The following is a 22637-nucleotide window of genomic DNA, read 5'->3' as shown; positions in this document are numbered from 1 at the left end:
ATAGCGGGCATTTTTATAACTGATAATATGAAAATAATTCTGGCAATAATAATATTCTTGTTTGCTTCATTTGATTGCTTTTCTCAAACAGTTTCTGTGTTCCTTATCAAATCTGTCAACAATACCCTTTCATTAGAAAAAATTGATCTGGCTGAAAACGAAGTACAGGTTTTCCAGCGTGGCGGCGGCTCAGAAAACATTTCGCTGGTAATACCTGTTTCTGAAGGGATCTCAGGGGATTTTGCCAAAGCATCAGATAAATCCGTTATGATAGCACGAAATAAAGCAGGTACACTTGTAATTTCAGTGCAAAAGCCAGATGGCACTCAAAAAGAGCTTGTTTCAAAAACCTCCTCAGAACTGATTAAATATGATATTAAAGTGAATATAACAGGCGTAAGCCAAAAGAAAGTGTATAACATTCAGGGTTATGATAAAATTACTGAAGATAATGACTCTCCGGTTATTGATATGTTTAAGGGACAAATACCCATGAGCGAAGGTGATTATTCTATTACCACAGAAATTACTGCGACCAAAAGTGAAGGTAAAATTGAGGGTGAATTTGGTATTGAATACTATGGCGGTTATTATTTCACCCGTCTTAATTTAAACGGTAAGGATGTTGATGCAATTGTCGATCTCGGTGCGGCGAATTCATTTATTATAGGTGAAGCCGTATCAGAAGGTACAAAGTTATATGATATATATGCAAGTGAAGTATCAGCAGATGGAAGCAGGAGTATTGAGCTGCCGGTAAGCGGTTTCGGAGGAAAAGTAAACAATCTTAAAGCATGCGATCTTCAGAATATTTCCTTAGGAAATATTCACCTGGCAGAAAAAACCTTTTACGTACTAAGCAAAATTAAGAATTTTGAAGGAAAAAAAATCGAAGCAATATTAGGACTTGATATACTATCTCTTGCTGATAACCTTTTGCTTGAAATTCCGGATGAAAATAAAAGCAGTAAATGCGTTTTAAGATCAGGTAAAAATAGCCTCAAAGGAGATCCTGTTCCATTCAGTTTATCTCATGGTCATATTTTTCTGAAAGGAAAATACAACAACAATGATATTAATTTTATACTGGATACAGGCTCACCCTTTAATTTTTTATCTGAAAGCTTTGCCGGAGAAAATAATATTGAAACCCGGGAAGATATCTCTGTTTATGGTGCTGACGGGAATCCGGTAAAAACCGGTACAGCAAAGCTTAATGAATTTTTATTAAACAATAGAATTATAAAAAATACAGAATTTAAATTTGTAAGCGGATCTATACTTTCTTCTTACGGACTGGATAAAAACGGCGGATTACTGGGTACATCATTTCTAAAAAACTTTACTTCAATTGAAGTGGATTTCAACAATAATAACATATATTTTGGAGTATAATAAATTGTTCTGATTTTTGATTCATTCATTATTTAATACTATTGCAATAAAAAACCCATCTGAAAAGATGGGTTTTTTTATGATATGATTAATTTTCGATTAATTTCCGCCGCGGAATTCCCTGTCAACAACATCAAATTCTCCCGGATAAGTGATTGGACCGAGTATAGTACTTACTGTGGGTTTTACTTTAAGTGTAATTCTTGATGATGAACCGCTCTTTCCGCCTAATGCCAGCGCAAGATTTATCAGGTCATTATACTGTCCGTTTGAAAAGAATTTTAAAAGGTCAAATGACATTAATATAGGAATATTTGTTGACTGGCCTACACCTGGAACAGAAATATTACCAACATTCCCGTTAATGGTCTCCTTGCTGTCAATAAATAACCGCCATGCTAAGTTTTCAATGACTGCACTTGACTGCTTCGTTCCGCCTGTTCCGTCATTTGGATTTTTTGCAAGCACATTTAGTGTAAATTCAACAGGAAGCTTTCCAGATGTAAAAGCTGCAAGCAGGTTCGCTGCATCTATTACCCCGATATTTGATATTGAACTGAAATTTGAAAGTGAAACATTGGCAACCTTCATCCCTGTTACTTTATCCAGCTTGAACTGCAGACGCTGTACATTTGTAATAGCGTCCATTACTCCCGAACAGCCGAAGTTTATAACTGCAAAAGAAACAAGTATTAATGATAAAACCGGTTTGTAAAGTTTTTTCATTTAAATTGTATTTTTAGTTTTGTGAATATACTAATATACCAAAAATTATTTAAAATCCGAAAAGCAGTGCAGCGTTTATTTGTATAGTTGTTATTGATCTGTCATTAGCTATTGGATGTTTCGGGTCATTAGCATTAAAATTCGGATCTTTAGCATCATTTAAAAAAGCATAAACATCTGTTTTGCTGTTATTGGCAGAAGGTGTATATTCTTTACCGAATAAATTTATGAGGTTATATCTTAAGCTGAGATCAAGTGTAAACTGCCTTCCAAAACCGATCTCCGAACCGATCGAAAACCCTAATCCAGTTCTCGATGCAGATTCAATATTTTTTGTTCCCCCGCTTAAGCCATTAGGTGTTGACCCTGAAAAATTAAACGAGCCGCTGATTGTTGTAAATAAAATATCAATTCCCGCATATGGCTTCACCGGACTCATTGGAATGCCGAAGCCAAACTCAGTTCCAAGTGTGAACATAAACAGGTTATTTTTTATTTCAACTGTACTGTTCGGCTCACCCGTTGGCCCGTTATTATCAAGTGATGAATAGCTTAATGAAAGTCTGCCGTTTAAGGGACCCAGCTGAACTTTTCCCATTACTCCGTAATGCAGCCCTGATCTTAAGCCATATTTTGTTCCGGTATAAAAATCCTTTGCATCACCGCTGTAATCCATTGTTGGAGATGTTAAACCAAGCTGCGGACCAAGCTCTATGCTTATTTGTGATTGTACAGAATTAAAAATAGAAAATGTTATGAGAGCTGATAAAATAATAATTATTTTCATATTATATAAAAAAATTAAATTTATGAAATTCTGAAAATTCCCCGAAAATAGCAATTTTTGATTTAGTTACCATGCAGGCCACAAATTATTAACAGCATCAAACTGAGGTAAAGATTCAAGCAATTTTACCGGTGTGCCGCCAGCAGAAGAAACTATATATATATTACCGTTATTACCTGTAAATTTTATATAGGCCAGCAGCCCTCCATTTGGCAGCCATGTTGGGTACCTGGAATTTACTCCTGATTCATTTACTATATCACCCGGTGACCCTGATGCCGGGTAGCTGAGCGAAACAATAGACCAGTAATTACCGGGATTTTTATCTGATTCAAAAATTATCCTGTCACATGCAGGAGCCCATGCAGGGTATCCCGAATTATTTGGATTATAAAAATTTACGTTATTTACCGGGTCAAGAGGATCAATAACATAAACATCATGATCTGATGATGTTGCGGATGACTGGTATTCATACGCAACCCTTCTTACAGAAATTCGCGGTGACCATTTAGGATTATATTCATCACTGCCGGTCACAACAATAGCTCTTGGATTTGAAACCTGGAAGCTGTTACCGGTTCCTGTAACATCTCCAAAATAAAGATCTCTTGAATCTGCTGTATCTACTCCTGAAGGTGATGCATTATCTTCTCTTCTGTCCCAGATCAAATATTTACCGTCCGGCGAAAATGATGGATTATTATCCCAGTTTCCGTTTGATGAGAATAGTTTTTTTGGATTTTGCGCAATCGTGCTGTCTATGCTTCCATCAGCATTGAAAAAGAATGCATAAACTTCCTGCTGGTTTCCGTCAGTTCTTGAAAATACAAGTACCCTTCCGTCCGGTGACCAGTTTGACTGCCTGTCATCTGATGTATTTGACAGTGTAAGGTTAAACGGATTTGTCTGGTAAACCAGACCGCTTGATTCAAGCCTTCCCGAAGAATTTACCTGTGCCAGGAATACATCATAATTCCCGTTAAAATTTGAAGTAAATGAAATAAATTTACCTGTTCGGGTCAGATCAGAAGCCGGAGCGCCCGGAGTAATGATAGTATTACCATCATTACCACATCCGTAAATTAAAAATGCAAACATGAAAACTGCTACTACACATAATGAAAACTTTATATAATTGTTCATTTTTGATATTAATTGTTTAATTTGCCTCATACTTAATTAACAAACTAATTTATTCGAAAGTTACGATTAATATTACAGATATTTTTCCTTAAAGTACCAATAGTTTAATATAAAATTTCATTTTTTTTAAAATTTGAAATCTAAACCTGCTTCAACTAAGCTCTTATCAATACTTCCCGTACCGATCCTGATATTTAAAGCTGCATTGCGTGAAAAAAAAATTCTAATACCGGCTTGCCCATGGATATAGAGTGAATTCTTTTTAGTATCAGGAAATAACGGGTTTTCTATACCTGAATCAAAACTGTACTGCGTTTTGGAATAACTGTATCCAATAATTATTCCGGCAAAAGGAATGATTCTTTTAGCATCAAGCCGGTTTAAATTGAAATTGCCCTGCAATCCAAAAGAAAAAATCTGTGTTTTCAATTCAGCCGAATTATTCATCCCCTCTTCTTTATTGGTACTGTATTTCCCGATTATACCTCCTGTGAAAATACCTTTATCATTTTGCGAAAATGCATATTCATAGTTCAGCACATAAACCGGTACTTTTGATTTGAGGGAATATCCAACAACTGGTCCTAAAATGTGATTGCCGCATTTAACATAAAGGTATTCGTTTTTATTTAGAGCAGTATCAAGATTATTACTATCCTTTAATTGAGAGTAATTTTGTGTTAAATTAAATGAAATTATTATCAGGAAAACAAGATTATATTTCATATCTACCGGAGATATTTTAGTTTATGGTTAAATATAATACTTAGTTTTTCATAAAAACATAACTTAAAAATTGATAACACGGTATATTGCTTAAAATTTCAATTATTATACTTACAGCCCTTTTGCAGCTCCCTTTAACTGCACAAACCTCTTCAAATATGCGTAAGCTGGCAAATTTAAATGACCACAGGGCTGATGGTGAATACTCCGCTTGCTGGGGCTATACAGCGCCAGATGGCAGAGAGTATGCAATTTTAGGATGTGCCAAAGGCACTGCATTCATTGATATCACAGATACAAATAATATTTATGAAGCCGCTTATCTGCCTGGATTGAATTCAGCTTCATGCTGCAGGGAAATGAAAGTTTTCAGCCATTATGCCTACGTTGTTGCAGATGGTATTGCAAGCGGACTGCAGATAATTGACCTGCAATATCTCCCTGATTCCGTTCGTTTAGTGAACACTTACTATGTTGGCGATTTCACTATGGGACATACAATTTCCCAAAGCGGGCCATATTTGTACATTCACGGGGGAGATTATAATATCGGCGGAATGTTCGTACTGGACCTGAGTATAGATCCTATAAACCCGGTTAAGCGGGGTGAATGGGAAGAATATGTTGTGCATGATTCACGGGTTGTTAATGATACGATCTTTGCATGTAATATATATTACCCCCCGGGCAGAATATCAGTCATAGATGCCAGAAATAAAGATAACCTGGTAACCATAGGTTACTGGGAAAATGTACCAAGCCCGGGACCGCATAACATTGCAATTTCAGAAAACAGGAAATATGCTTTTGTAACTGATGAGATCGGCGGAAATCCCAGGCTGTTAAAAATCTGGGATATATCAAATCTGAATAATGTAATTAAAATTGCGGAGTGGCAGCCCCCGGGAATAACTACATCAATAATACATAATGTTGAACTATTCGGAAGATATCTTTTTGCAGGACACTATACAGCAGGCTTAAGAGTAATTGATGTCAGTAATCCTTTCGGACCGGTTGAAGCAGCATTTTATGATACATTTCCTGAAAATGATAATTTTACGTTTGAAGGATGCTGGGGACCTTATATATTCAACTCAGAAAAGATCATAGCCTCAGACAGGAACACCGGTTTATACGTATTCAGGACAAATTTCCCGTTAAAAGAAAAAAATCCGGCTATCGCTGAAAGGTTTGCACTAGGTCAGAATTTTCCGAATCCTTTCAACCCAGTTACAAAGATCAGCTATTCTCTTAAGTTCGATAGCTACGTTACATTAAAAATTTATGACGCAGCCGGAAGGTTGTGTGCGACTTTAATTGACGGCAATGTACAAAGCGGCAACAGGCAAATAAATTTTGATGGCAGCCGTTTTGCAAGCGGTGTTTATTTTTATAACCTTGTTGCAGTTTATAAAGAAGGTGTTACAAAAGTTTTTAATGAATCATCAAAAATGATCTTGCTAAAATAATTCTTTCTATACAATATTAAAATGAGCTCAATATCTCAAAAAGAATTTAAACTGAAGAATGGTAAAACAGTTTTGATAAGAACTGCTCTTGCAAAAGATTCAGCGCAGTTGGTAAAACTGATGAAAAGCGTTATTAAAGAAGGTCCGTTTACTTTATATGAACCCGATGAATATAAATCTACAGCAAAAAGTGAAGCACGCCGGATTTTAAGGTTTAAAAAAGCTGAAGGAAAAATTTACATTGTTGCCGAATTCAAAAAAGAAATTGCCGGCTTTATTTCTTTTGATAACTGGGATACCAGAAGAACGAGTCATACCGGATTATTCTCTGTATTTCTGAAAAAGAAATGGCGCGGAGCCGGAATTGGTAAATTATTGATCCAATCATTGATAAGCTGGGGTGAAAATAATTCATTAAATAAAAAGCTTTCTCTGGCAGTATTTTCAACTAATAAAAATGCTATAACGCTTTACAAAAAACTTGGTTTCAAACAGGAAGGAAGATGTCCTTCTGATATGATTATTAATGGGAGAAACGTTGATAGTATCCTTATGTATAAATTCACAAAGAAGTATTGATTGTATTTACATATGTTTATGAATTTATGTGTTGACACACATAATGTTTTGTATTATATTTGTTGTAACAAACAATGTAATTGCACACAATTTATTGAAATATGGGTGAAGCTTTAAAAAAATGGCTTAAATTATCTAAGAACCTAGAACCAAGAGAAGAAGTTGATCTGAATTTGAGGGTAGCAGTTTCTTTACTGGATACCGGTTTTAATAAGCTCATGGAGTCATTTAATATTACCGGTGCACAATATAATGTACTCAGGATCTTAAAAGGTGTTTATCCTGAAGGACATGCCAGGTGTGAAATTGCTACAAGAATGGTTGAAAGAGCTTCTGATATTACAAGGATAATTGACCGGCTGGAAAAGCAGGAACTTGTCCAGCGCGATAGAACCAGCGAAGACAGAAGAATGTCAATAACAAAAATAACAAAAAAAGGAATAGAACTTTTGGATAAGATAAATCCTTATCTTACTAAAGAGCATCTTGAAAGCACAAAAGAGCTTTCTGAAGAAGAATGCCTGCAGCTTTCAGCATTACTCGAAAAATTATATGAAAAAAAGATGTAAAAAATTTATATATATATGTGTTTAAACAAATATTGTTGAAACAGAGATTTTTTAATAACAAATAATTAATATACCTGGAGGGTAAAAAAATGAAAAAATGGAAAATTGATCCTGCGCATTCAGAAATAAAATTCAAGGTTAAACATTTGGTTGTTTCAACCGTAACAGGACAGTTCAATAAATTTGATGCTGAAATTGAAACAGAAAATGATTCATTTGAAAATGCTAAAATTACATTTTCAGCTGATATTGATTCAATTGATACAAAGAACGAACAAAGAGATACGCATTTAAAATCAGCTGATTTTTTTGATGCAGAAAAATTTCCTGAGCTTACTTTTAAATCGAAAAAATTTACAAAAATATCAGATGGAAAATTTGAACTTACTGGCGATATCACAATAAAAGGTATTACAAAAGAAGTTGTACTTAATACTGAATACAATGGAATAGCCCGAGGCTTCGATAATCTGCAGGTCGCAGGGTTTGAAATTACAGGAAAGCTGAACAGGTTTGATTTCGGGCTGCAATGGAATGTTATGACCGAAGCAGGCGGTATAGTAGTGGGACAGGATGTTAAGCTTGAGATATTTGCGGAAATGAAAGAAGTTATCTAGAAAAAAAGTATATTGTTAATATGGAACAGGATTCTGCGGTTATTGGTTTAAATTCAAACAAAATGAAAACGAAAGGAAAATATTATGAAAACTACTCTGCATAAATCAGATACAAGAGGTAAAGCTGATCATGGTTGGTTAAATTCACATCATACATTCAGCTTCGCATCTTATCATAACCCTGAAAGGGTAAGGTTCGGGCTGCTGCGGGTGCTGAATGATGATATTGTGCAGCCCGGTGAAGGATTCGGCACGCATCCGCATGATAACATGGAAATAGTTTCAATTCCGTTAAAAGGATCGCTTGCACACAAAGATTCAACAGGCACCGAACAGGTAATAAAAACAGGTGATGTTCAGATAATGTCAGCAGGCTCCGGCCTTTATCACAGTGAATATAACGCTTCAAAAAAAGAAGATGTGAACTTTCTGCAAATCTGGGTCTTTCCTAAAGAGCGTGATATCGAACCAAGATATGACCAAAAGACTTATAATGCCGATGACAGGAAGAACAAACTTCAGGTCGTTGTATCACCGGATAAAAATTACGGAAGTCTTTGGATCAATCAGGATTCATATTTTTCACTTACTGATCTTGATAAAGGAAAAAATCTCAAATATGATGTCAATCAACGCGGTAATGGTATTTATTTATTCGTAATCGAAGGCTCTGTTAATGCAGGCGGAATTGATCTTAATAAGCGCGACGGGCTTGGAATTGAAGATACTGATAGTTTCCAAATTTCTGCTAATGAAGAATCAAGCCTGCTAATAATTGAAGTACCAATGAAGATATAATTTAATATTATTAGCGTAAAATAATGATATTTTGAAATATTCCCGTTCATTCACTTGAGGTTTTAAGAGTTTAAGTTCATATTGCATAATATTTTGCAATGAAAATTAATAATTATATGAAATCAGATTTTGATGTTTTATCAGAGATAATTAAGAAAAGAAGGACTGTAAAACCTTCAAAAATGAACGGGAAAATTATTCCTGATGCACATGTAATGCAGCTTCTTGAACTTGCTGATTGGGCACCTACTCATAAACATACTGAACCGTGGAGATTTTATGTTTTCGCAGGAACGCAGGCCCGGAAATTTGTTTCCGATCATGCTGAACTTTACAGGAAAAGTACAGATGAAAGTAATTTCAATAAAGATAAATATGAAAAGATACTCGGAAACGGTAATAATCTTTCTCATTTGATTGTTTGTGTCATGAAGCGTGATGAACAAAAACGCCTGCCTGAAATTGAGGAAATTTCAGCAGCTTCTGCAGCTGTGCAGAATATTCTGCTTGGCGCTACCTCATTAGGCATTGCAAATTTCTGGTCAACAGGCGGGATGACACATACTGAATTAATGAAAGAATATCTTGGACTTGATGAGGAAGATAAAGTGATAGCTTTGGTTTACCTGGGTTACTCTGAAAATCAATACGAAGGTAAACGTACAATTCCTCTGACTGAAAAAATAAAATGGGAAAAAGGATAACTGATTGGAAAAATTAAATATAGTTGGAATAGCCGGCAGCTTAAGAAAAGGCTCTTACAACAGGATGCTGCTGAGAGCTGCCAAAGAAATAGCCGTGGAACAAATGAATATTGAAGAGTTTGATATAAGCGGCATCCCAATGTACAACACAGATCTGGAAAAATCCGGTGTTCCACCCCTGATTGAAGAACTGAAAGAAAAAATAAGATCTTCAGACGGACTCCTGATAGCAACACCCGAATATAACTATTCAATACCGGGTGTATTAAAAAATGTATTAGACTGGGCTTCCAGAACTCCGATAGATACACCGCTGCACCTGAAACCTGTGGCAATGATGGGAGGTTCAGGCGGCATAAGCGGAACTATAAGGGCACAGGGACATTTACGGCAGATCTTTGCTCATTCAAATATGCTTGATCTTAAAAAGCCTGAAGTACTTGTAACAAAAATTCAGGAAAAATTTGATGAGAACGGTTTACTTATAGATGACGCACTTAAACAGCACCTTATAAGATTTATTTCAGCGTTTGAAAACTGGATAAAAATTTTTAAAAAATAAAATTTAAAATAATGAAGATACTCTATATATTCCCCCATCCTGATGATGAATCTTTCGGTCCAGCTCATGCAATGTCCAAGCAGCGCAGGGATGGGCATGAAGTTTACCTGTTAACTTTGACCAAAGGCGGAGCAACCAGGCAAAGACATAAATACGGATACTCTGTTGAAGAAATGGGAGAGGTCAGATATAAGGAAATGCTCGAAGTAGAAAAAGTCCTGAACTTAAGCGGGATGAATGTTCTAGACCTGCCTGATAGCGGTTTGAAAAAAATGGACCCGCGGGATATTGAAAAAGTTGTTTTCGATGAGATAGATAGATTAAAACCTGATGTTATAGTAACCTATGCTGTACATGGCATCAGCGGTTTCCATGACCACCTGATAATACACAGTATTGTAAAACGGGTATTTGTAGAAATGAAAGAAAAACTGGGATATCCCAAAAGACTTGCGCTTTTTACAATTACTGAAGAAGAGGCTGCTAAACAAACACATTTTAAGATCAGCGGTTCAAAACCCGAAGAAATTGACTGCATAGTAGAAGTTGAACAGGTTGATATTGATAACTCTCTAAAAGCGCTGGATTGTTACGTTACTTTTCAGGAAACAATTAAAGCAACAAATATACAGCAGCACATTACAAATAAAGTAGTTTTTGAAATTTTCGGTGAAACTTTTGAACATAAACTGAAAGATATTTTTGAAGGAATAAAATAAATGATCATAATGTATGAATTTCTTGCAGATATAGATCTGCCTGTACCGTTTAATGATGAATTTCTTTCACTGGTACCCCGGCAGCGTGCGCAGGTTAACAAATTAATGAATGAAGGAATAATTTCTTCATACGCACTATCTATTGAAAGCGGTAAGCTTTGGGTAAATGTAATTGCTGAATCGGAAGAAAAAGTTCAGAATCTGCTGAACTCATTTCCTATAGCTCCGTATATTAATTACAGGATCCATAAATTAACATTTCATAACAGTATTAATTTTAAAATACCTGATTTTTCACTTAACTAATTCTAATGCAGGAAACATTTCAGGGTAGTGCTGAAATGTTTCCAGTATAAATCATGAAAATACCTGATAATACAAAAATTCAAAGCGCAGAGCTGAAGGTAAAAGACCTCACAGCTTCATTACATTTTTATTCTGAGCTGATGGGATTTAAAGTGATCTCTCAGGATCAAAATTCTGTTCAGCTTTCTGCCACCGGGAAAATGCCGTACCAGTTACTTCTGAGAGAAGATAAAAATGCAGTTTACAAACCTAAAGGAACAACAGGGTTGTTTCATATTGCAATAAAACTGCCCAACAGGAAAGAGCTTGCCCGGGTTTTTTTAAGACTGTTCAATAACAGGATCAAATTCCAGGGATTTTCAGATCACCTGGTTAGCGAAGCAATATACCTGCAAGACCCCGATGAAAATGGTATAGAACTTTATGCAGACAGACCCCGTGAAGACTGGCCTTACAATATGGGGCAGGTTGAAATGGCAACACTGCCTTTGAATCTGAATACAATTACAGATGAACTTAATGACAGAAACGTATGGAATGGTATTCACCCTGATACAGAAATAGGTCATATACATCTCAATGTAAGTGATCTTAAAAAGGCTCAGAATTTTTACAGTTTTATTTTGGGAATGAATGTTACAAATTCTGCATATAACGGAGCAATGTTCTTTTCAGCAGGCGGATATCATCATCATATTGGAACAAATGTGTGGTCGTCCCGGAATGGATCACCTGCGCCTTCCAATTCCGTTGGATTGTTAAGCTTCACAATAACGATCCCCGATCCTGATTGTATTAACTTAATTACAAACAGAGCCAAAGAAGCAGGTCTGCATTCTGCTTCCTTTGACGGTAAATCTGCAGAAGTTAAAGATTTTGACGGGAATAAAATAATTTTGGCAATTTAGTATAAATGGATTTTTATACTCAACAACAAATAGTATCTTACAGCTAACCATTCATTTAAAAGCAGCTTTAAATAATGAAAACGGAAGTTGTTCCATATGACCCGGCCTGGAAGGAAAAGTATTTAAAAGAAGCCCTTGCTATCAAAGAAAAATGCGGTAACAAAATATTTATAATAGAGCACGCCGGCAGTACTTCAGTTGAGGGTCTGGCAGCAAAACCTGTTATTGATATTTACATTGGTACAAGGTCGCTGGAAGACGCTCACAGCCTCATTGAGCCTCTTACTGAACTTGGCTATGAGTATTATAAAGATTTTGAAGATATTCTTCCCTTCCGAAGGTATTTAGAAAATTTATTGATGGCAAGCGTTCTTTCCACATTCACGCTACAAATGCAGGGCATTATTTCAGGAATATTGACCTGATGTTCAGGGATTATATTACAGTTAATCAAACTGCCGCACGGGAATATGAAGCACTTAAGCTGAAGCTTGCTGAAATAGATTTTGATGACCCTGCAGGCTATAATCATGCAAAAGATGAGCTCTGCCTAAAATTGAAATCTGATGCCCTAAAATTCTTTGGTGATAAGTTCGAAAAAACAGAATCAGAAGCAACATACCTGATGCACAAATTCGCAGGAGAAGATGCCTTTAGGCGAGCAGGCTTTAAAATGCAGCGCAGCGGTGATCTTACTTCCATAAGGTCTGATATTTTTCCGGGCTTTTCATTGAACAGGACCCTAGGAATTTTTAACCTCGATAAAGCATTGCTTGATTCAGCTGAAAAATTTTATTCAGGTAAAACAGGTAAGTTCGCATTGCAGATCCCGCCCGGACTGCTTGACGATAATAAAAAAGAAATGCTGAAGTCAGGAAATTACGAATATGCAAACTCCTTGATAACATTTTATAAAGATACTTCACCTGTTAAATCAGCTGGTTGTGATCTTGAAATACGCGAAGTAACAAAAGAAAAAGCAAAGGATTTTGCTTTTATGCTGAATACAGTATTTGACTTTCCGCATGAATTTGATGATGTAATTGCTTCAACTGTAGGCACTGACCGATGGGTAAATTTTATGGCTTTTGAAAATGATAAGCCCGCTGGTTCTGCCGGCGTTTGCATCACCGGAGAAACCGCTTATCTTTCGTTTGCAAATGTACTGCCTGAATATCGCAGACGCGGTATACAGGGTGAGTTATTAAAGCTCAGGATCGATGCAGCAAGAGATCGCGGAGCTAAATGGATCTTTGTTGATACAGGCGAAGATTCAGAAGAAAATCCAAATCCATCATACTGGAACATCTTGAGGTGCGGATTCCGTTTAATGTATAACAGGCCGAACTATGTTAAAATAAACAAGCCTTAAAAAATTAATTTAATCTATTGAAAATCATTATAATTCTTGTTTTTTCAGTACTTAATATTTTTTGCCAGTCAAAAGAAGTTAAGCTGCTTCCACCTGATGAGGGAATATATCATACAGCCTTTTCAACTATTTATTCATCATCAAACAATGTATCAGAAAATGAAGTACCGTATTTCGAAAATCTAACAGGCAAAAAAATTGTCTGGCTCAATTTTCAAAGCGACTGGTTTGAGGGAATAAAATTCCCCGGGGAATCAGTAAAAAATATCTGGAAAAGCGGTGCAATACCTTCTATCAGGATGCTGCCATGGAGCAAATATGATAAGCTTGATAAAACGTACTCACTGAAAAAGATTGTTGACGGAAAATTTGAAAAAGAACTCAGAAAATGGGCAGCAGATCTTAAAAAAACCGATATACCTGTATTGATAGGATTTGCAGGTGAACCAAACGGTGACTGGTTTCCATGGAGCGGCATACAAAATGGCGGCGGCAATAAAACAGGATATGGTGATAAAAATCTTGCTGATGGACCAGAGCTGTACAGGGATGCTTACAGGTATATTATAGATATATTTAATGATGAAGGCGCTACAAAAGTTACCTGGATCTTCCATGTAAATTCTGTAGGCGCGCCTGATGAAGAGTGGAATAATATTAAAAATTATTATCCGGGTGACAATTACATTGACTGGATAGGTATCAGCGCATATGGCGCTCAAAGATGGGGCGAAAGTTACCAAAGATTTATGGATATTATGAAACCCGGATATGACCAGCTCTTGAATCTGACAGGTGATAAGCCGATCGCGATTCTGGAGTTCGGTGTAGCAGATTACCTTCCAAATGTTAACAAAGCACTTTGGATTCAAAGTGCTCTTTATACTGTACAGCAGCCTGAATTCAGCCGAATCAAAGCAATCGGCTGGTGGCACTCCACATGGATAAATCATGATGGCACAATGTCTGCAATTCAGATAGATTCATCCCCAGATGCACTCAGATTTTACAAAGAAGCAATTGCCCAGCCCGTATTTGTAAGCGAATATAAATTAAGTAAATAGAAAATTTGATCATTTTCACTCTGAACTTGTTTCAGGGTTCACAATAAAATAAAAGCAATATGCTGAAACAAGTTCAGCATGACACAATATATAAATGAACGATAAAATAGTTATAAGTATATGCGGCGCTGCGGGCGCCGGTAAATCAACTCTTGCAAAAAAGCTCGCGCGTGAACTGGGCGATACAATGGCTGCAAGAATTCCCGGTGACTACTATCTTAAATCATACAACAATGAACCATATGAGGAGTATATGAACACTCCTTTTAAGTATGATTGGGAAATGATCAAACAGGTTATTGATACACCTATCGGAATACAGGCTGAGAGCCCGAATTTTGATTTTAATAAATTGATCAGGGTTGATAAAACCGGCGGCAAACCTTTCAGGATTTGCAGGTATATGATTATTGATACTATACTGCCCTATCCAAAAAGCAATTACATTTTCAGGGTATCAGGACCGGAAGACCTGAGGCTTAAGAATATAAAGGAGCGCGATAAAGCGCAGAAATCGAATTCAGCAAAGAACTGGCAGAAAATGGAAGTAACGGCTAAGGAGCTTGATTCAAAAAAATACAGGTTCAACCTTGTTCTCAGTTCATTCAATGATGTTGATGTTAACGTAGGGAAAATTGTTGATTATTTGAAGTAAGATAAGGGAACAATATTTTAAATCAAGATAACCCTGGAATACATATCTTCCTGCGAGGCTCTAATTCAAAATTATGCTTTTTAGCATGTTGTTCAATTAATTCATAAATGATTGATGATTTGCAACAAATACCCAGATTAATATATTCTTCGTCTTCCATTCTCCTATAAGCTCTACTTATCAATCCAAGAAAAAATAATCTGGTGCCAGCATGTAAACCTTTGCCCTTCAATGAAAAATTATCAGGGTTACATATCAATATAGGACTCCCGCTTGTACCTTCATAAATTGAAGCATCTATTACAAATTTTGATTCTCCATTATAGTTAATATTGTATGGTGTTGCCGTAATTCCCTTTCGCATAATTGGTATCATGTTTACCTTGTCATACTTATCATCTGGGTATCCAATAAAATAAACATCTTCGACCCCATCTATATATTCATCGATTTCTTCTTGTACCGGAGAATAGTCCAAATCAATAAATAACAAGAAAGGTTCAGTATTCTTTTCTTTTAATTCATTAAGGATTGGACCTATACTTAAAATTGCAACATCAAATCTCTCATGTTTAATCCAATCATTTCCAAATTTATCTAATTCGATTCTCATTGGATTCCCTAAATCTAATTTACCTTCTTTGGTAGCATGCATAAAAATTACGCAATCACTCATATCATCAATGACATGCTTAGCAGTAACCAAATAAACTAACGATAAATCATCTTTAAGTTGTTTGCGAATAAAGAATCCTGTTCCAACTTCTCTTTTATATGTATTTTTGTTTAAGGTTGCAATTCTTACTGTTGTGAAAAAAAGCTTTTCGAATATGCTGGATGGTTCTTTCATCTACCCCAAAAAATATCTTCACCTGTTTGATCATCAAATGCATTTGGTCTAGTGGCAGGAGAACCTATTGCGCTTAAAAACTCTTTTGCTGAATCAAAATATTCAAATAAATTAGGATTCTTTATGTTGTATGCTTTATATCTATTACCTTCTTTAACTATTCTTATAATAGCGATTGGTTTGCCATACTGATCATAATCTATATGGTGTTGACCATCAAAAAGTTTATAATAAATTTCAGGTTTCATAATCTTAATATTTTGAAATAAATGTGGTTTTTTATAATTTGAATTCTCATCACACCTGCAGCACACCCGGGTTAAACTTAGGCATATTTGGATTATTATCAGCACACTCAAGGCAGGTTGAAATTACCTTGCGGGTTTCAGCAGGATCAATAATACCATCAACCCAAAGCTGCGAAGCAGCGTAAAGCGGATCCGCGTGTTCATCATAATGATCTTTAATTTCCTTAAGCATTGCATTCTGTTCTTCTTCACTAAGCTCTTTTCCCTGTTTTTTGAGCTGTCCCACTTTGATATTAAGCAGCACACTTGATGCCTGCGCACCGCCCATCACTGCAATTGATGCAGTTGGGTAAGCAAAAATGAACCTGGGGTCATATGCCTTGCCGCACATTGCGTAATTGCCCGCGCCGTAGCTGTTGCCAACTATCAGTGTTATTTTAGGTACAACGGAATTAGCCACAGCGTTCACCATCTTAGCGCCGTCTTTAATTATGCCGCCATGCTCTGCCCTGGAACCCACCATAAAGCCTGTTACATCCTGTAAAAATACCAGCGGTATTTTTTTCTGGTTACAGTTCATTATGAATCTTGCGCCTTTATCTGCGCTATCTGAATAAATTACCCCGCCAACCTGCATTTCACCTTTTGCTGTCTTTTCAATCTTGCGCTGGTTTGCTACTATTCCCACTGACCAGCCGTTAATTCTGGCGTATGCAGTAATGATCGTCTTGCCATAACCGGCTTTATACTCATCAATTTCACTTCCATCAGTTATTCTTGCTATCAGCTCATACATATCATAAGGCTTTGCCCTATCCTGCGGCATTATGCCGTATATTTCCTTTTCCGGGTACAGCGGTTCTTTAGGTTCAATCCTGTCAAAGCCGGCTCTTTCTGTGTGTCCGAATTTGCTTACCAGGTTCCTGATCGTTTCAAGGCATTCTTCATCGCTTTTCATTTTATAATCAGTAACGCCTGAAATTTCTGTGTGAACGGTAGCTCCGCCGAGGGCTTCGTTTTCGATATTTTCTCCGATTGCTGCCTTTACCAGGTGTGAGCCTGCAAGGAATACGCTTCCGTTACCTTCAACTATCAGTGCTTCATCACTCATAATTGGCAGGTAAGCTCCACCTGCAACACAGGGTCCCATAATAGCGGCTATCTGGGGAATACCCATAGAGCTCATTACAGCATTATTTCTGAATATCCTTCCGAAGTGTTCTTTATCCGGAAAAATATCTTCCTGCAGCGGAAGGAATACTCCGGCTGAATCAACCAGATAAATTATCGGCAGCCTGTTTTCGATGGCAATTTCCTGGGCTCTCAGATTTTTTTTGCATGTAATCGGGAACCATGCTCCTGCCTTAACTGTAGCATCATTTGCTACTATAACACAATTGCGCCCGTGTATCTTCCCGATACCAAATATCGTTCCGCTTGAAGGTGCACCGCCGTATTCCTTATACATTCCATAAGCTGTGAACAGACCTATTTCCATAAAAAATGAACCTTTATCAATAAGCAACTCTACGCGTTCCCTGCAGTGCAGCTTTTTCTGGCCATGAAGCTTCTCAATTGCTTTTTTCCCGCCGCCAAGTGATATTTCCTTTGCTGCGGCATTAACCTTTCGAAGAAGGTTCTTCATATTATCTTCGCGTTCGTGATAAGTCTGGTCCTGAGCGATATTGGTTTTTATGGTAGCGATGGTATTTCTCCTGTAATTTTCGTGAATTTACAAAGATAAAAATATAAGTGATAAGATACTATTAACAAAAAAGGAACGGTATTACCGTTCCTTTTGATACTTTGGTTACCATACAATTATTAAGCATATTTCGTTGTTGATTCCTGTATATAAACCGGCTGATCTTTTTTCTCAATCACTTTATCAGTAATTACACACTTGGAAACATTTTCTTTTGATGGCAGCTTATACATTATATCGATCATAATTTCTTCGAGTATTGAGCGCAGGGCGCGTGCCCCTGTTCCCTTAGTGATAGCTTTTTTTACAACTGCCCTTAATGCGCTGTCTTCAAACTCAAGTTCCACACCTTCCATCCTGAAGAGTTTTTTATACTGCTTAACAATTGCATTCTTAGGCTCAGTTAAAATTGAAAGCAATGCTTCTTCGTTGAGTGAATTAAGCACTGCAGTTATTGGCAGCCTGCCAATGAATTCAGGAATTAACCCGAACCTGATAAGATCATCAGGCTCTACCTGTCCCATAAGCTCATCATATTCTTTTGATTTTTTGCTGATTATTTCGGTTCCGAAACCTATGGATGTTTGCGAGACTCTTTGCTGTATTACTTTTTCAAGCCCGTCAAAAGCTCCGCCGCAGATAAACAGAATATTTTTTGTATTTATACTTATGAGCGGCTGTTCAGGATGTTTCCTTCCGCCTTTGGGAGGCACGTTAGCTGTAGTTCCTTCTATAATTTTAAGAAGTGCCTGCTGCACACCTTCACCTGATACATCGCGGGTTATAGAGGTGCTGTCAGATTTACGTGATATCTTATCAATTTCATCTACATAAACAATACCGCGTTCAGCCTTTTTAACATCATAGTTTGCAGATTGAAGCAGGTGAACAAGAATTGTTTCAACATCATCGCCAACATAACCGGCTTCGGTCAATGTTGTTGCATCTGCTATTGCAAACGGAACATCGAGCAGCTTGGCAAGTGTTTGTGCCAGGAAGGTCTTACCGCTCCCTGTCGGACCGATAAGCATAATATTGCTTTTTTCTATTTCAACATCATCAACATAGCTGAATTCATTTGAATCAATTCTTTTGTAATGATTGTATACAGCTACTGAAAGTACTTTTTTAGCAGCATCCTGGCCAACAACATACTGGTCTAAGAATTTCTTAATTCCTTCAGGGGTAAGCTCATGTCTTTGCGGCATGTTCTTGTTTAGACTTGCCGCTGTGCTCTGCTTAATGATTGTCATTGCATTAGTAACACACATATCGCATATGTAGACCTTTTTTCCAACGTAGTTGGAAGGTCCTGCGATCATACTGGTTACTTTATTAGCGCTTCTTCCGCAGAATGAACAAACCGGTGAGTTAATGTTTTTGATGTTGGTTTTATTGGACATGTTTTAGATTATGATTTATTAGTCCCGAAAATTTAAGTTTTTAAAAACTTGTACTGAAGAGGAGACTCAGGGACTCCTAAGCCTTACGGCGTCCCGCCCTAGCGGGATGCGTATTTCCTGAATTCCCTCTCGGTAAAACTTGTACTGGAGAGGAGACTCGAACTCCTAAGCCTTACGGCGCATGCTCCTAAGGCATGTGCGTATACCAATTCCGCCACTCCAGCTTAATATTGAAAAGAACCATTCAAACTTAAACAATAAAGAATTAAAAATCAAGAACCCTATAAAAATAATACACTTAGGGTAATAGCCTAAAGAATAAGTTTAAATATGGTTAATTAAATAGGGCTCCATAGTTTTAATGCATAAAGTTAAATAAAGGTTGCATAGAACACAATACAGTAAAAACATTAATTTAGTGAAGAAACTCAAGTCGGCGCGACTGGACTTGAACCAGCGACCCCCACTACCCCAAAGTGGTGCGCTACCGGGCTGCGCTACGCGCCGAAATAAACCTGAACAGAACACTAAATTAATATTTTTTTTATCCAATTTCACTTACAAAATTTGTATATAAAGGTATTTTTAAAATAGAAATGCTTATCAAATAAAGGATCCTATTACCTTGTCTCATTTGTCTCAAAAAATAAACTCAAATATGTTTTTTTATGTAAATTCATTGATTCCCGTATAAATTTGCAGCAATTCTCACCGGTAGTGTTTTTACGATATAAATGAGACAGATGAGACTGAAAAATAATTCAAATAACAGCCTGGCAGAACTGCATACCGGATTTGTTAAAATCATCAATGAAAGCGGCATTTTAAGCAATGAAAAATTACGCAAAGGAAGTCTTTATTTATAATATGCTATCAGCATATTACTTAAATATAATATATGCAATTTACACTGTCAAGTTAAAAGGATAAGTATTGTGATCATTAAAGCCCTAAAAATGAGCAGACCACATAAAAAAAGGGGCTGCCTTGATAGTACAATTATAATTTTTTGTTTGAGAAACTTAGTAAATTTTTAAGATTGCTTCGTCGCTAAAGCTCCTCGCAAATTATTTATGAAATAGCCCTTTGGTAAAATTTCATCTTCTCAATCCTAAACTTCCGTTTGGGAATGTATATTTAAAGAATCTTTATAAATAAGAAGGCCCGGAAGTTTTTCCGAGCCTTTAACGAGATCCTTCCAGCCTGCACTTCCGTTTTGGCAGGCAGGCGCTTCGTGCATAATTATTCAATCATCTAACTGGTTATATAATTCTTCCAGAAACTTTCTTAGTTCTTTCAGATCTTCTACCATCTTATCGCCCTGGTTTTCGCCATCTTCCATCACTGCTGTTTCAGTTGAGCCCTGGTGGCTATCAAACAAACTAAGCTCGCCGGCTTTTTGTTTTTGCACGTCAACAACATTCATATCGGATTTTTCAGTGCCGTCATCGCCGATATTATAATTTTTAATAATTTTTTTTGCGCCTTCGATGGTATATTTTTCTTCTTTAAGTAACTTTTTAATTAACAGGATCATTTTAATATCTTTATTTGTATAGATCCTGTTGCCTGATGAATTTTTGGCAGGTTTAAGCTGTTCAAATTCTGTTTCCCAATACCTAAGTACGTACTGCTCCAGGTCACATATTCTGCTCACCTCGCTGATAGAATAATACAGCTTTTTCATTGAAAAATTTTTCATAGCCATAAATTTAATTCTTATGATTTAATTCAAAAATACTTATTTTTGTGATACTTTTCAACAGGTAACTATTAAAATACTTCATTAAATCAGATTAGTCAATAGCAAATGAAAGCAGTTATGCTTAATTTGCCTATATTATGAAAAAAATGAATGAAATTCGTGTAAGATTTGCGCCTTCGCCAACAGGTTTTTTGCATGTTGGGGGCGCAAGAACGGCTATATTTAACTGGCTTTTCGCAAAGAATAAAAACGGGAAATTCCTGCTTAGAATTGAAGATACTGACCCTGAAAGAAGCAAAAGCGAGCTTTCTGAGCAAATTGTAAGAAGTATGCAATGGCTTGGAATGATGCCGGATGAGCCTATTGTTTACCAGGCATTGAATATTGAACGCCACAAGGAAGTTGCTTACGAGCTTTTGAAAGCCGGAAAAGCATACTATGCATTTGAAACAGCCGAAGAACTTGATGAACAGAGAAAGCTTGCACAGAAGAATAAAACGGTTTTTAAGTACAACCGTGCTTCATTAAATCTTGATGAAAATACAGTTAACAAATATCTTTCCGAAGGTAAACCGTACGCAATCAGGTTTAAAGTGCCGGAAGGAAAAACTGAATTCAATGATATTGTTCACGGAAGCACAACATTCAATAATTCTGAAATTGACGACTTTGTAATATTGAGATCAGACGGCACACCTGTTTATATGATAGCTGTTGTGGTTGATGACCATGATATGAATATTACTCATATAATCAGAGGCGATGATCATCTTTCAAACACACCGAAACAAATATTACTGTATAAAGCAATGGGCTGGGATGTGCCTGAATTTGCACATCTGCCTATGATACTGGATGAAGAAAAGAAAAAGCTTTCAAAAAGAAGAAGTCCCGTTGGTGTTGAAGACTACAATTATAAAGGATATTTACCGGAAGCAATGTTCAACTTTTTAACCCTGCTGGGCTTTGGTCCGGAAAATAATATTGAAATAGCATCAAAAGAGGAATTGATAAGAATGTTCACTTTTGAAAGAGTGAATAAATCCTCATCAGTATTTGATATGAAAAAGCTGAACTGGATAAATTCTGAATATATCAGGAGTGCTTCAGAAGGAGAGCTTTTATCAGCTGCAAAGAGCTCAAAATATATCATGGAAAACGGAATTGAGCTTAAAGATTTTGAAGATAATTATATAAATTCAGTAATAAGGCTTATGAAAGAAAGGCTGAATACAATTAATGATATTTATGACTTTGCGGGGTATTTTTTCAAAGAACCCGGGGTTTATGATGAAAAAGGACTTTCAAAGTACTGGGTAGATGAGATCAAGCCTGTATTTACAGAATTCGCATCAAGATTAGAAAGCATAAGCGATTGGAAATCTGGTATAATAGAGCAAAATTTAAGAGAATTTGCTGAATTAAAAGGGGTAAAAGCCGCAGCTTTGATACATATTTTAAGATTAAGTCTAACGGGAAAAACAGTTAGCCCCGGAATATTTGAAGTTATGGTAGTATTGGGAAAAGATGGGGTTATAAAGCGAATATTTAATTTTCTGCAAAAAAATTAATAAATATATTGTTTTTTTACTATTGGATAGTTACATTTGCTTCAATCAAA

25 protein-coding genes and 2 tRNA genes are annotated in these 22637 nt (G+C 36.4%); 16 read left to right on the top strand and 11 right to left on the bottom strand.

Translation table 11 applies throughout. From position 1 onward, the window contains the following. Positions 1-27: 27 nt before the first annotated feature. On the top strand, positions 28-1395 hold the full coding sequence (locus tag J0M37_07135) for an aspartyl protease family protein (GenBank protein MBN8584855.1): 1368 nt from the start codon (positions 28-30) through the stop codon (positions 1393-1395). Between the two features lie 99 nt (positions 1396-1494). Here the strand turns inward: J0M37_07135 and J0M37_07130 are convergent, their stop codons facing one another. The 4 genes from J0M37_07130 to J0M37_07115 all read right to left on the bottom strand — a co-directional run bounded on the left by J0M37_07130 (position 1495) and on the right by J0M37_07115 (position 4780). Further along, positions 1495-2121 carry a hypothetical protein gene (locus tag J0M37_07130; protein ID MBN8584854.1) on the bottom strand — a complete coding sequence of 209 codons (627 nt, stop codon included), beginning with the start codon at positions 2119-2121 and terminating at the stop codon, positions 1495-1497. 49 nt (positions 2122-2170) lie between these two features. Beyond that, positions 2171-2908 carry an outer membrane beta-barrel protein gene (locus tag J0M37_07125; protein MBN8584853.1) on the bottom strand — a complete coding sequence of 246 codons (738 nt, stop codon included), beginning with the start codon at positions 2906-2908 and terminating at the stop codon, positions 2171-2173. Positions 2909-2974: 66 nt separating this feature from the next. Then, positions 2975-4054, bottom strand: coding sequence for a PD40 domain-containing protein (locus tag J0M37_07120; protein ID MBN8584852.1), 1080 nt, complete (start codon positions 4052-4054; stop codon positions 2975-2977). A 126-nt stretch (positions 4055-4180) separates the two neighbouring features. Then, a complete protein-coding gene (locus J0M37_07115; protein ID MBN8584851.1) occupies positions 4181-4780 on the bottom strand; it encodes a hypothetical protein in 600 nt (199 codons plus the stop codon). 86 nt (positions 4781-4866) lie between these two features. Here J0M37_07115 and J0M37_07110 point away from each other — a divergent pair, with 86 nt between their 5' ends. The 14 genes from J0M37_07110 to J0M37_07045 all read left to right on the top strand — a co-directional run bounded on the left by J0M37_07110 (position 4867) and on the right by J0M37_07045 (position 15105). Next, on the top strand, positions 4867-6252 hold the full coding sequence (locus J0M37_07110; GenBank protein MBN8584850.1) for a choice-of-anchor B family protein: 1386 nt from the start codon (positions 4867-4869) through the stop codon (positions 6250-6252). Positions 6253-6273: 21 nt separating this feature from the next. After that, positions 6274-6831, top strand: a complete 558-nt coding sequence (locus tag J0M37_07105; protein MBN8584849.1) for a GNAT family N-acetyltransferase — start codon at positions 6274-6276, stop codon at positions 6829-6831. 101 nt (positions 6832-6932) lie between these two features. Beyond that, positions 6933-7400, top strand: a complete 468-nt coding sequence (locus J0M37_07100; protein ID MBN8584848.1) for a MarR family transcriptional regulator — start codon at positions 6933-6935, stop codon at positions 7398-7400. 89 nt (positions 7401-7489) lie between these two features. Then, entirely contained in the window at positions 7490-8017 is a 528-nt protein-coding gene (locus tag J0M37_07095; protein ID MBN8584847.1) for a YceI family protein, read from the top strand. Positions 8018-8101: 84 nt separating this feature from the next. After that, positions 8102-8815 carry a pirin family protein gene (locus tag J0M37_07090; GenBank protein ID MBN8584846.1) on the top strand — a complete coding sequence of 238 codons (714 nt, stop codon included), beginning with the start codon at positions 8102-8104 and terminating at the stop codon, positions 8813-8815. Between the two features lie 116 nt (positions 8816-8931). Beyond that, complete coding sequence (locus J0M37_07085) at positions 8932-9519, top strand: nitroreductase (protein MBN8584845.1); 588 nt, start codon at positions 8932-8934, stop codon at positions 9517-9519. 4 nt (positions 9520-9523) lie between these two features. Next, positions 9524-10081: an NAD(P)H-dependent oxidoreductase gene (locus J0M37_07080; GenBank protein MBN8584844.1), complete on the top strand. Its 558-nt coding sequence runs from the start codon at positions 9524-9526 to the stop codon at positions 10079-10081. A gap of 11 nt (positions 10082-10092) precedes the next feature. Continuing rightward, positions 10093-10800 carry a PIG-L family deacetylase gene (locus J0M37_07075; protein MBN8584843.1) on the top strand — a complete coding sequence of 236 codons (708 nt, stop codon included), beginning with the start codon at positions 10093-10095 and terminating at the stop codon, positions 10798-10800. Further along, entirely contained in the window at positions 10801-11106 is a 306-nt protein-coding gene (locus J0M37_07070; GenBank protein ID MBN8584842.1) for a hypothetical protein, read from the top strand. A gap of 53 nt (positions 11107-11159) precedes the next feature. Further along, positions 11160-12014 (top strand): VOC family protein, encoded by an 855-nt coding sequence (locus J0M37_07065; GenBank protein MBN8584841.1) that lies wholly within the window; start codon positions 11160-11162, stop codon positions 12012-12014. 74 nt (positions 12015-12088) lie between these two features. Beyond that, on the top strand, positions 12089-12439 hold the full coding sequence (locus J0M37_07060) for a GrpB family protein (GenBank protein ID MBN8584840.1): 351 nt from the start codon (positions 12089-12091) through the stop codon (positions 12437-12439). Further along, a complete protein-coding gene (locus tag J0M37_07055) occupies positions 12439-13386 on the top strand; it encodes a GNAT family N-acetyltransferase (GenBank protein ID MBN8584839.1) in 948 nt (315 codons plus the stop codon). Before J0M37_07060 ends, J0M37_07055 begins: the two co-directional genes overlap by 1 nt. A 17-nt stretch (positions 13387-13403) precedes the next feature. Continuing rightward, the gene (locus J0M37_07050) at positions 13404-14450 is read left to right on the top strand and encodes a hypothetical protein (protein MBN8584838.1); all 1047 of its coding nucleotides are present in this window, start codon (positions 13404-13406) and stop codon (positions 14448-14450) included. A gap of 94 nt (positions 14451-14544) precedes the next feature. After that, positions 14545-15105 (top strand): AAA family ATPase, encoded by a 561-nt coding sequence (locus tag J0M37_07045; GenBank protein MBN8584837.1) that lies wholly within the window; start codon positions 14545-14547, stop codon positions 15103-15105. Positions 15106-15127: 22 nt separating this feature from the next. Here the strand turns inward: J0M37_07045 and J0M37_07040 are convergent, their stop codons facing one another. The 7 genes from J0M37_07040 to J0M37_07010 form a co-directional block, all read right to left on the bottom strand. Continuing rightward, the gene (locus J0M37_07040) at positions 15128-15955 is read right to left on the bottom strand and encodes a trypsin-like peptidase domain-containing protein (GenBank protein MBN8584836.1); all 828 of its coding nucleotides are present in this window, start codon (positions 15953-15955) and stop codon (positions 15128-15130) included. Further along, entirely contained in the window at positions 15952-16203 is a 252-nt protein-coding gene (locus J0M37_07035) for a hypothetical protein (protein MBN8584835.1), read from the bottom strand. The genes J0M37_07040 and J0M37_07035 overlap by 4 nt, the downstream gene beginning before the upstream one ends. 49 nt (positions 16204-16252) lie before the next feature. Beyond that, the gene (locus tag J0M37_07030; GenBank protein MBN8584834.1) at positions 16253-17848 is read right to left on the bottom strand and encodes an acyl-CoA carboxylase subunit beta; all 1596 of its coding nucleotides are present in this window, start codon (positions 17846-17848) and stop codon (positions 16253-16255) included. A 179-nt stretch (positions 17849-18027) separates the two neighbouring features. Further along, complete coding sequence (gene clpX / locus J0M37_07025) at positions 18028-19311, bottom strand: ATP-dependent Clp protease ATP-binding subunit ClpX (protein MBN8584833.1); 1284 nt, start codon at positions 19309-19311, stop codon at positions 18028-18030. Positions 19312-19453: 142 nt separating this feature from the next. Further along, positions 19454-19535 (bottom strand) — tRNA-Leu (locus J0M37_07020). Between the two features lie 209 nt (positions 19536-19744). Continuing rightward, positions 19745-19818 (bottom strand) — tRNA-Pro (locus J0M37_07015). A gap of 739 nt (positions 19819-20557) precedes the next feature. Beyond that, positions 20558-21013 (bottom strand): MerR family transcriptional regulator, encoded by a 456-nt coding sequence (locus J0M37_07010; GenBank protein ID MBN8584832.1) that lies wholly within the window; start codon positions 21011-21013, stop codon positions 20558-20560. A gap of 140 nt (positions 21014-21153) precedes the next feature. On the opposite strand from J0M37_07010, the gene J0M37_07005 reads away from it, so the two are divergent. Then, entirely contained in the window at positions 21154-22587 is a 1434-nt protein-coding gene (locus tag J0M37_07005; GenBank protein ID MBN8584831.1) for a glutamate--tRNA ligase, read from the top strand. Positions 22588-22637 lie beyond the last annotated feature (50 nt).

It is taken from the genome of Ignavibacteria bacterium, from assembly GCA_017303675.1.
Taxonomy (GTDB): domain Bacteria; phylum Bacteroidota; class Ignavibacteria; order Tepidaquicellales; family OLB5; genus OLB5.
This window is presented reverse-complemented; position numbering and strand designations above follow the sequence as displayed.

What these genes read in the sequence shown, in the direction of transcription:
- J0M37_07135 (MBN8584855.1), top strand. Translation starts at nt 28, where the DNA reads ATGAAAATAATTCTGGCAATAATAATATTCTTGTTTGCTTCATTTGAT.
- J0M37_07130 (MBN8584854.1), bottom strand. Translation starts at nt 2,121, where the DNA reads ATGAAAAAACTTTACAAACCGGTTTTATCATTAATACTTGTTTCTTTT.
- J0M37_07125 (MBN8584853.1), bottom strand. Translation starts at nt 2,908, where the DNA reads ATGAAAATAATTATTATTTTATCAGCTCTCATAACATTTTCTATTTTT.
- J0M37_07120 (MBN8584852.1), bottom strand. Translation starts at nt 4,054, where the DNA reads ATGAACAATTATATAAAGTTTTCATTATGTGTAGTAGCAGTTTTCATG.
- J0M37_07115 (MBN8584851.1), bottom strand. Translation starts at nt 4,780, where the DNA reads ATGAAATATAATCTTGTTTTCCTGATAATAATTTCATTTAATTTAACA.
- J0M37_07105 (MBN8584849.1), top strand. Translation starts at nt 6,274, where the DNA reads ATGAGCTCAATATCTCAAAAAGAATTTAAACTGAAGAATGGTAAAACA.
- J0M37_07100 (MBN8584848.1), top strand. Translation starts at nt 6,933, where the DNA reads ATGGGTGAAGCTTTAAAAAAATGGCTTAAATTATCTAAGAACCTAGAA.
- J0M37_07095 (MBN8584847.1), top strand. Translation starts at nt 7,490, where the DNA reads ATGAAAAAATGGAAAATTGATCCTGCGCATTCAGAAATAAAATTCAAG.
- J0M37_07090 (MBN8584846.1), top strand. Translation starts at nt 8,102, where the DNA reads ATGAAAACTACTCTGCATAAATCAGATACAAGAGGTAAAGCTGATCAT.
- J0M37_07085 (MBN8584845.1), top strand. Translation starts at nt 8,932, where the DNA reads ATGAAATCAGATTTTGATGTTTTATCAGAGATAATTAAGAAAAGAAGG.
- J0M37_07075 (MBN8584843.1), top strand. Translation starts at nt 10,093, where the DNA reads ATGAAGATACTCTATATATTCCCCCATCCTGATGATGAATCTTTCGGT.
- J0M37_07070 (MBN8584842.1), top strand. Translation starts at nt 10,801, where the DNA reads ATGATCATAATGTATGAATTTCTTGCAGATATAGATCTGCCTGTACCG.
- J0M37_07065 (MBN8584841.1), top strand. Translation starts at nt 11,160, where the DNA reads ATGAAAATACCTGATAATACAAAAATTCAAAGCGCAGAGCTGAAGGTA.
- J0M37_07060 (MBN8584840.1), top strand. Translation starts at nt 12,089, where the DNA reads ATGAAAACGGAAGTTGTTCCATATGACCCGGCCTGGAAGGAAAAGTAT.
- J0M37_07055 (MBN8584839.1), top strand. Translation starts at nt 12,439, where the DNA reads ATGTTCAGGGATTATATTACAGTTAATCAAACTGCCGCACGGGAATAT.
- J0M37_07045 (MBN8584837.1), top strand. Translation starts at nt 14,545, where the DNA reads ATGAACGATAAAATAGTTATAAGTATATGCGGCGCTGCGGGCGCCGGT.
- J0M37_07040 (MBN8584836.1), bottom strand. Translation starts at nt 15,955, where the DNA reads ATGAAAGAACCATCCAGCATATTCGAAAAGCTTTTTTTCACAACAGTA.
- J0M37_07035 (MBN8584835.1), bottom strand. Translation starts at nt 16,203, where the DNA reads ATGAAACCTGAAATTTATTATAAACTTTTTGATGGTCAACACCATATA.
- J0M37_07030 (MBN8584834.1), bottom strand. Translation starts at nt 17,848, where the DNA reads ATGAAGAACCTTCTTCGAAAGGTTAATGCCGCAGCAAAGGAAATATCA.
- clpX (MBN8584833.1), bottom strand. Translation starts at nt 19,311, where the DNA reads ATGTCCAATAAAACCAACATCAAAAACATTAACTCACCGGTTTGTTCA.
- J0M37_07010 (MBN8584832.1), bottom strand. Translation starts at nt 21,013, where the DNA reads ATGAAAAATTTTTCAATGAAAAAGCTGTATTATTCTATCAGCGAGGTG.
- J0M37_07005 (MBN8584831.1), top strand. Translation starts at nt 21,154, where the DNA reads ATGAAAAAAATGAATGAAATTCGTGTAAGATTTGCGCCTTCGCCAACA.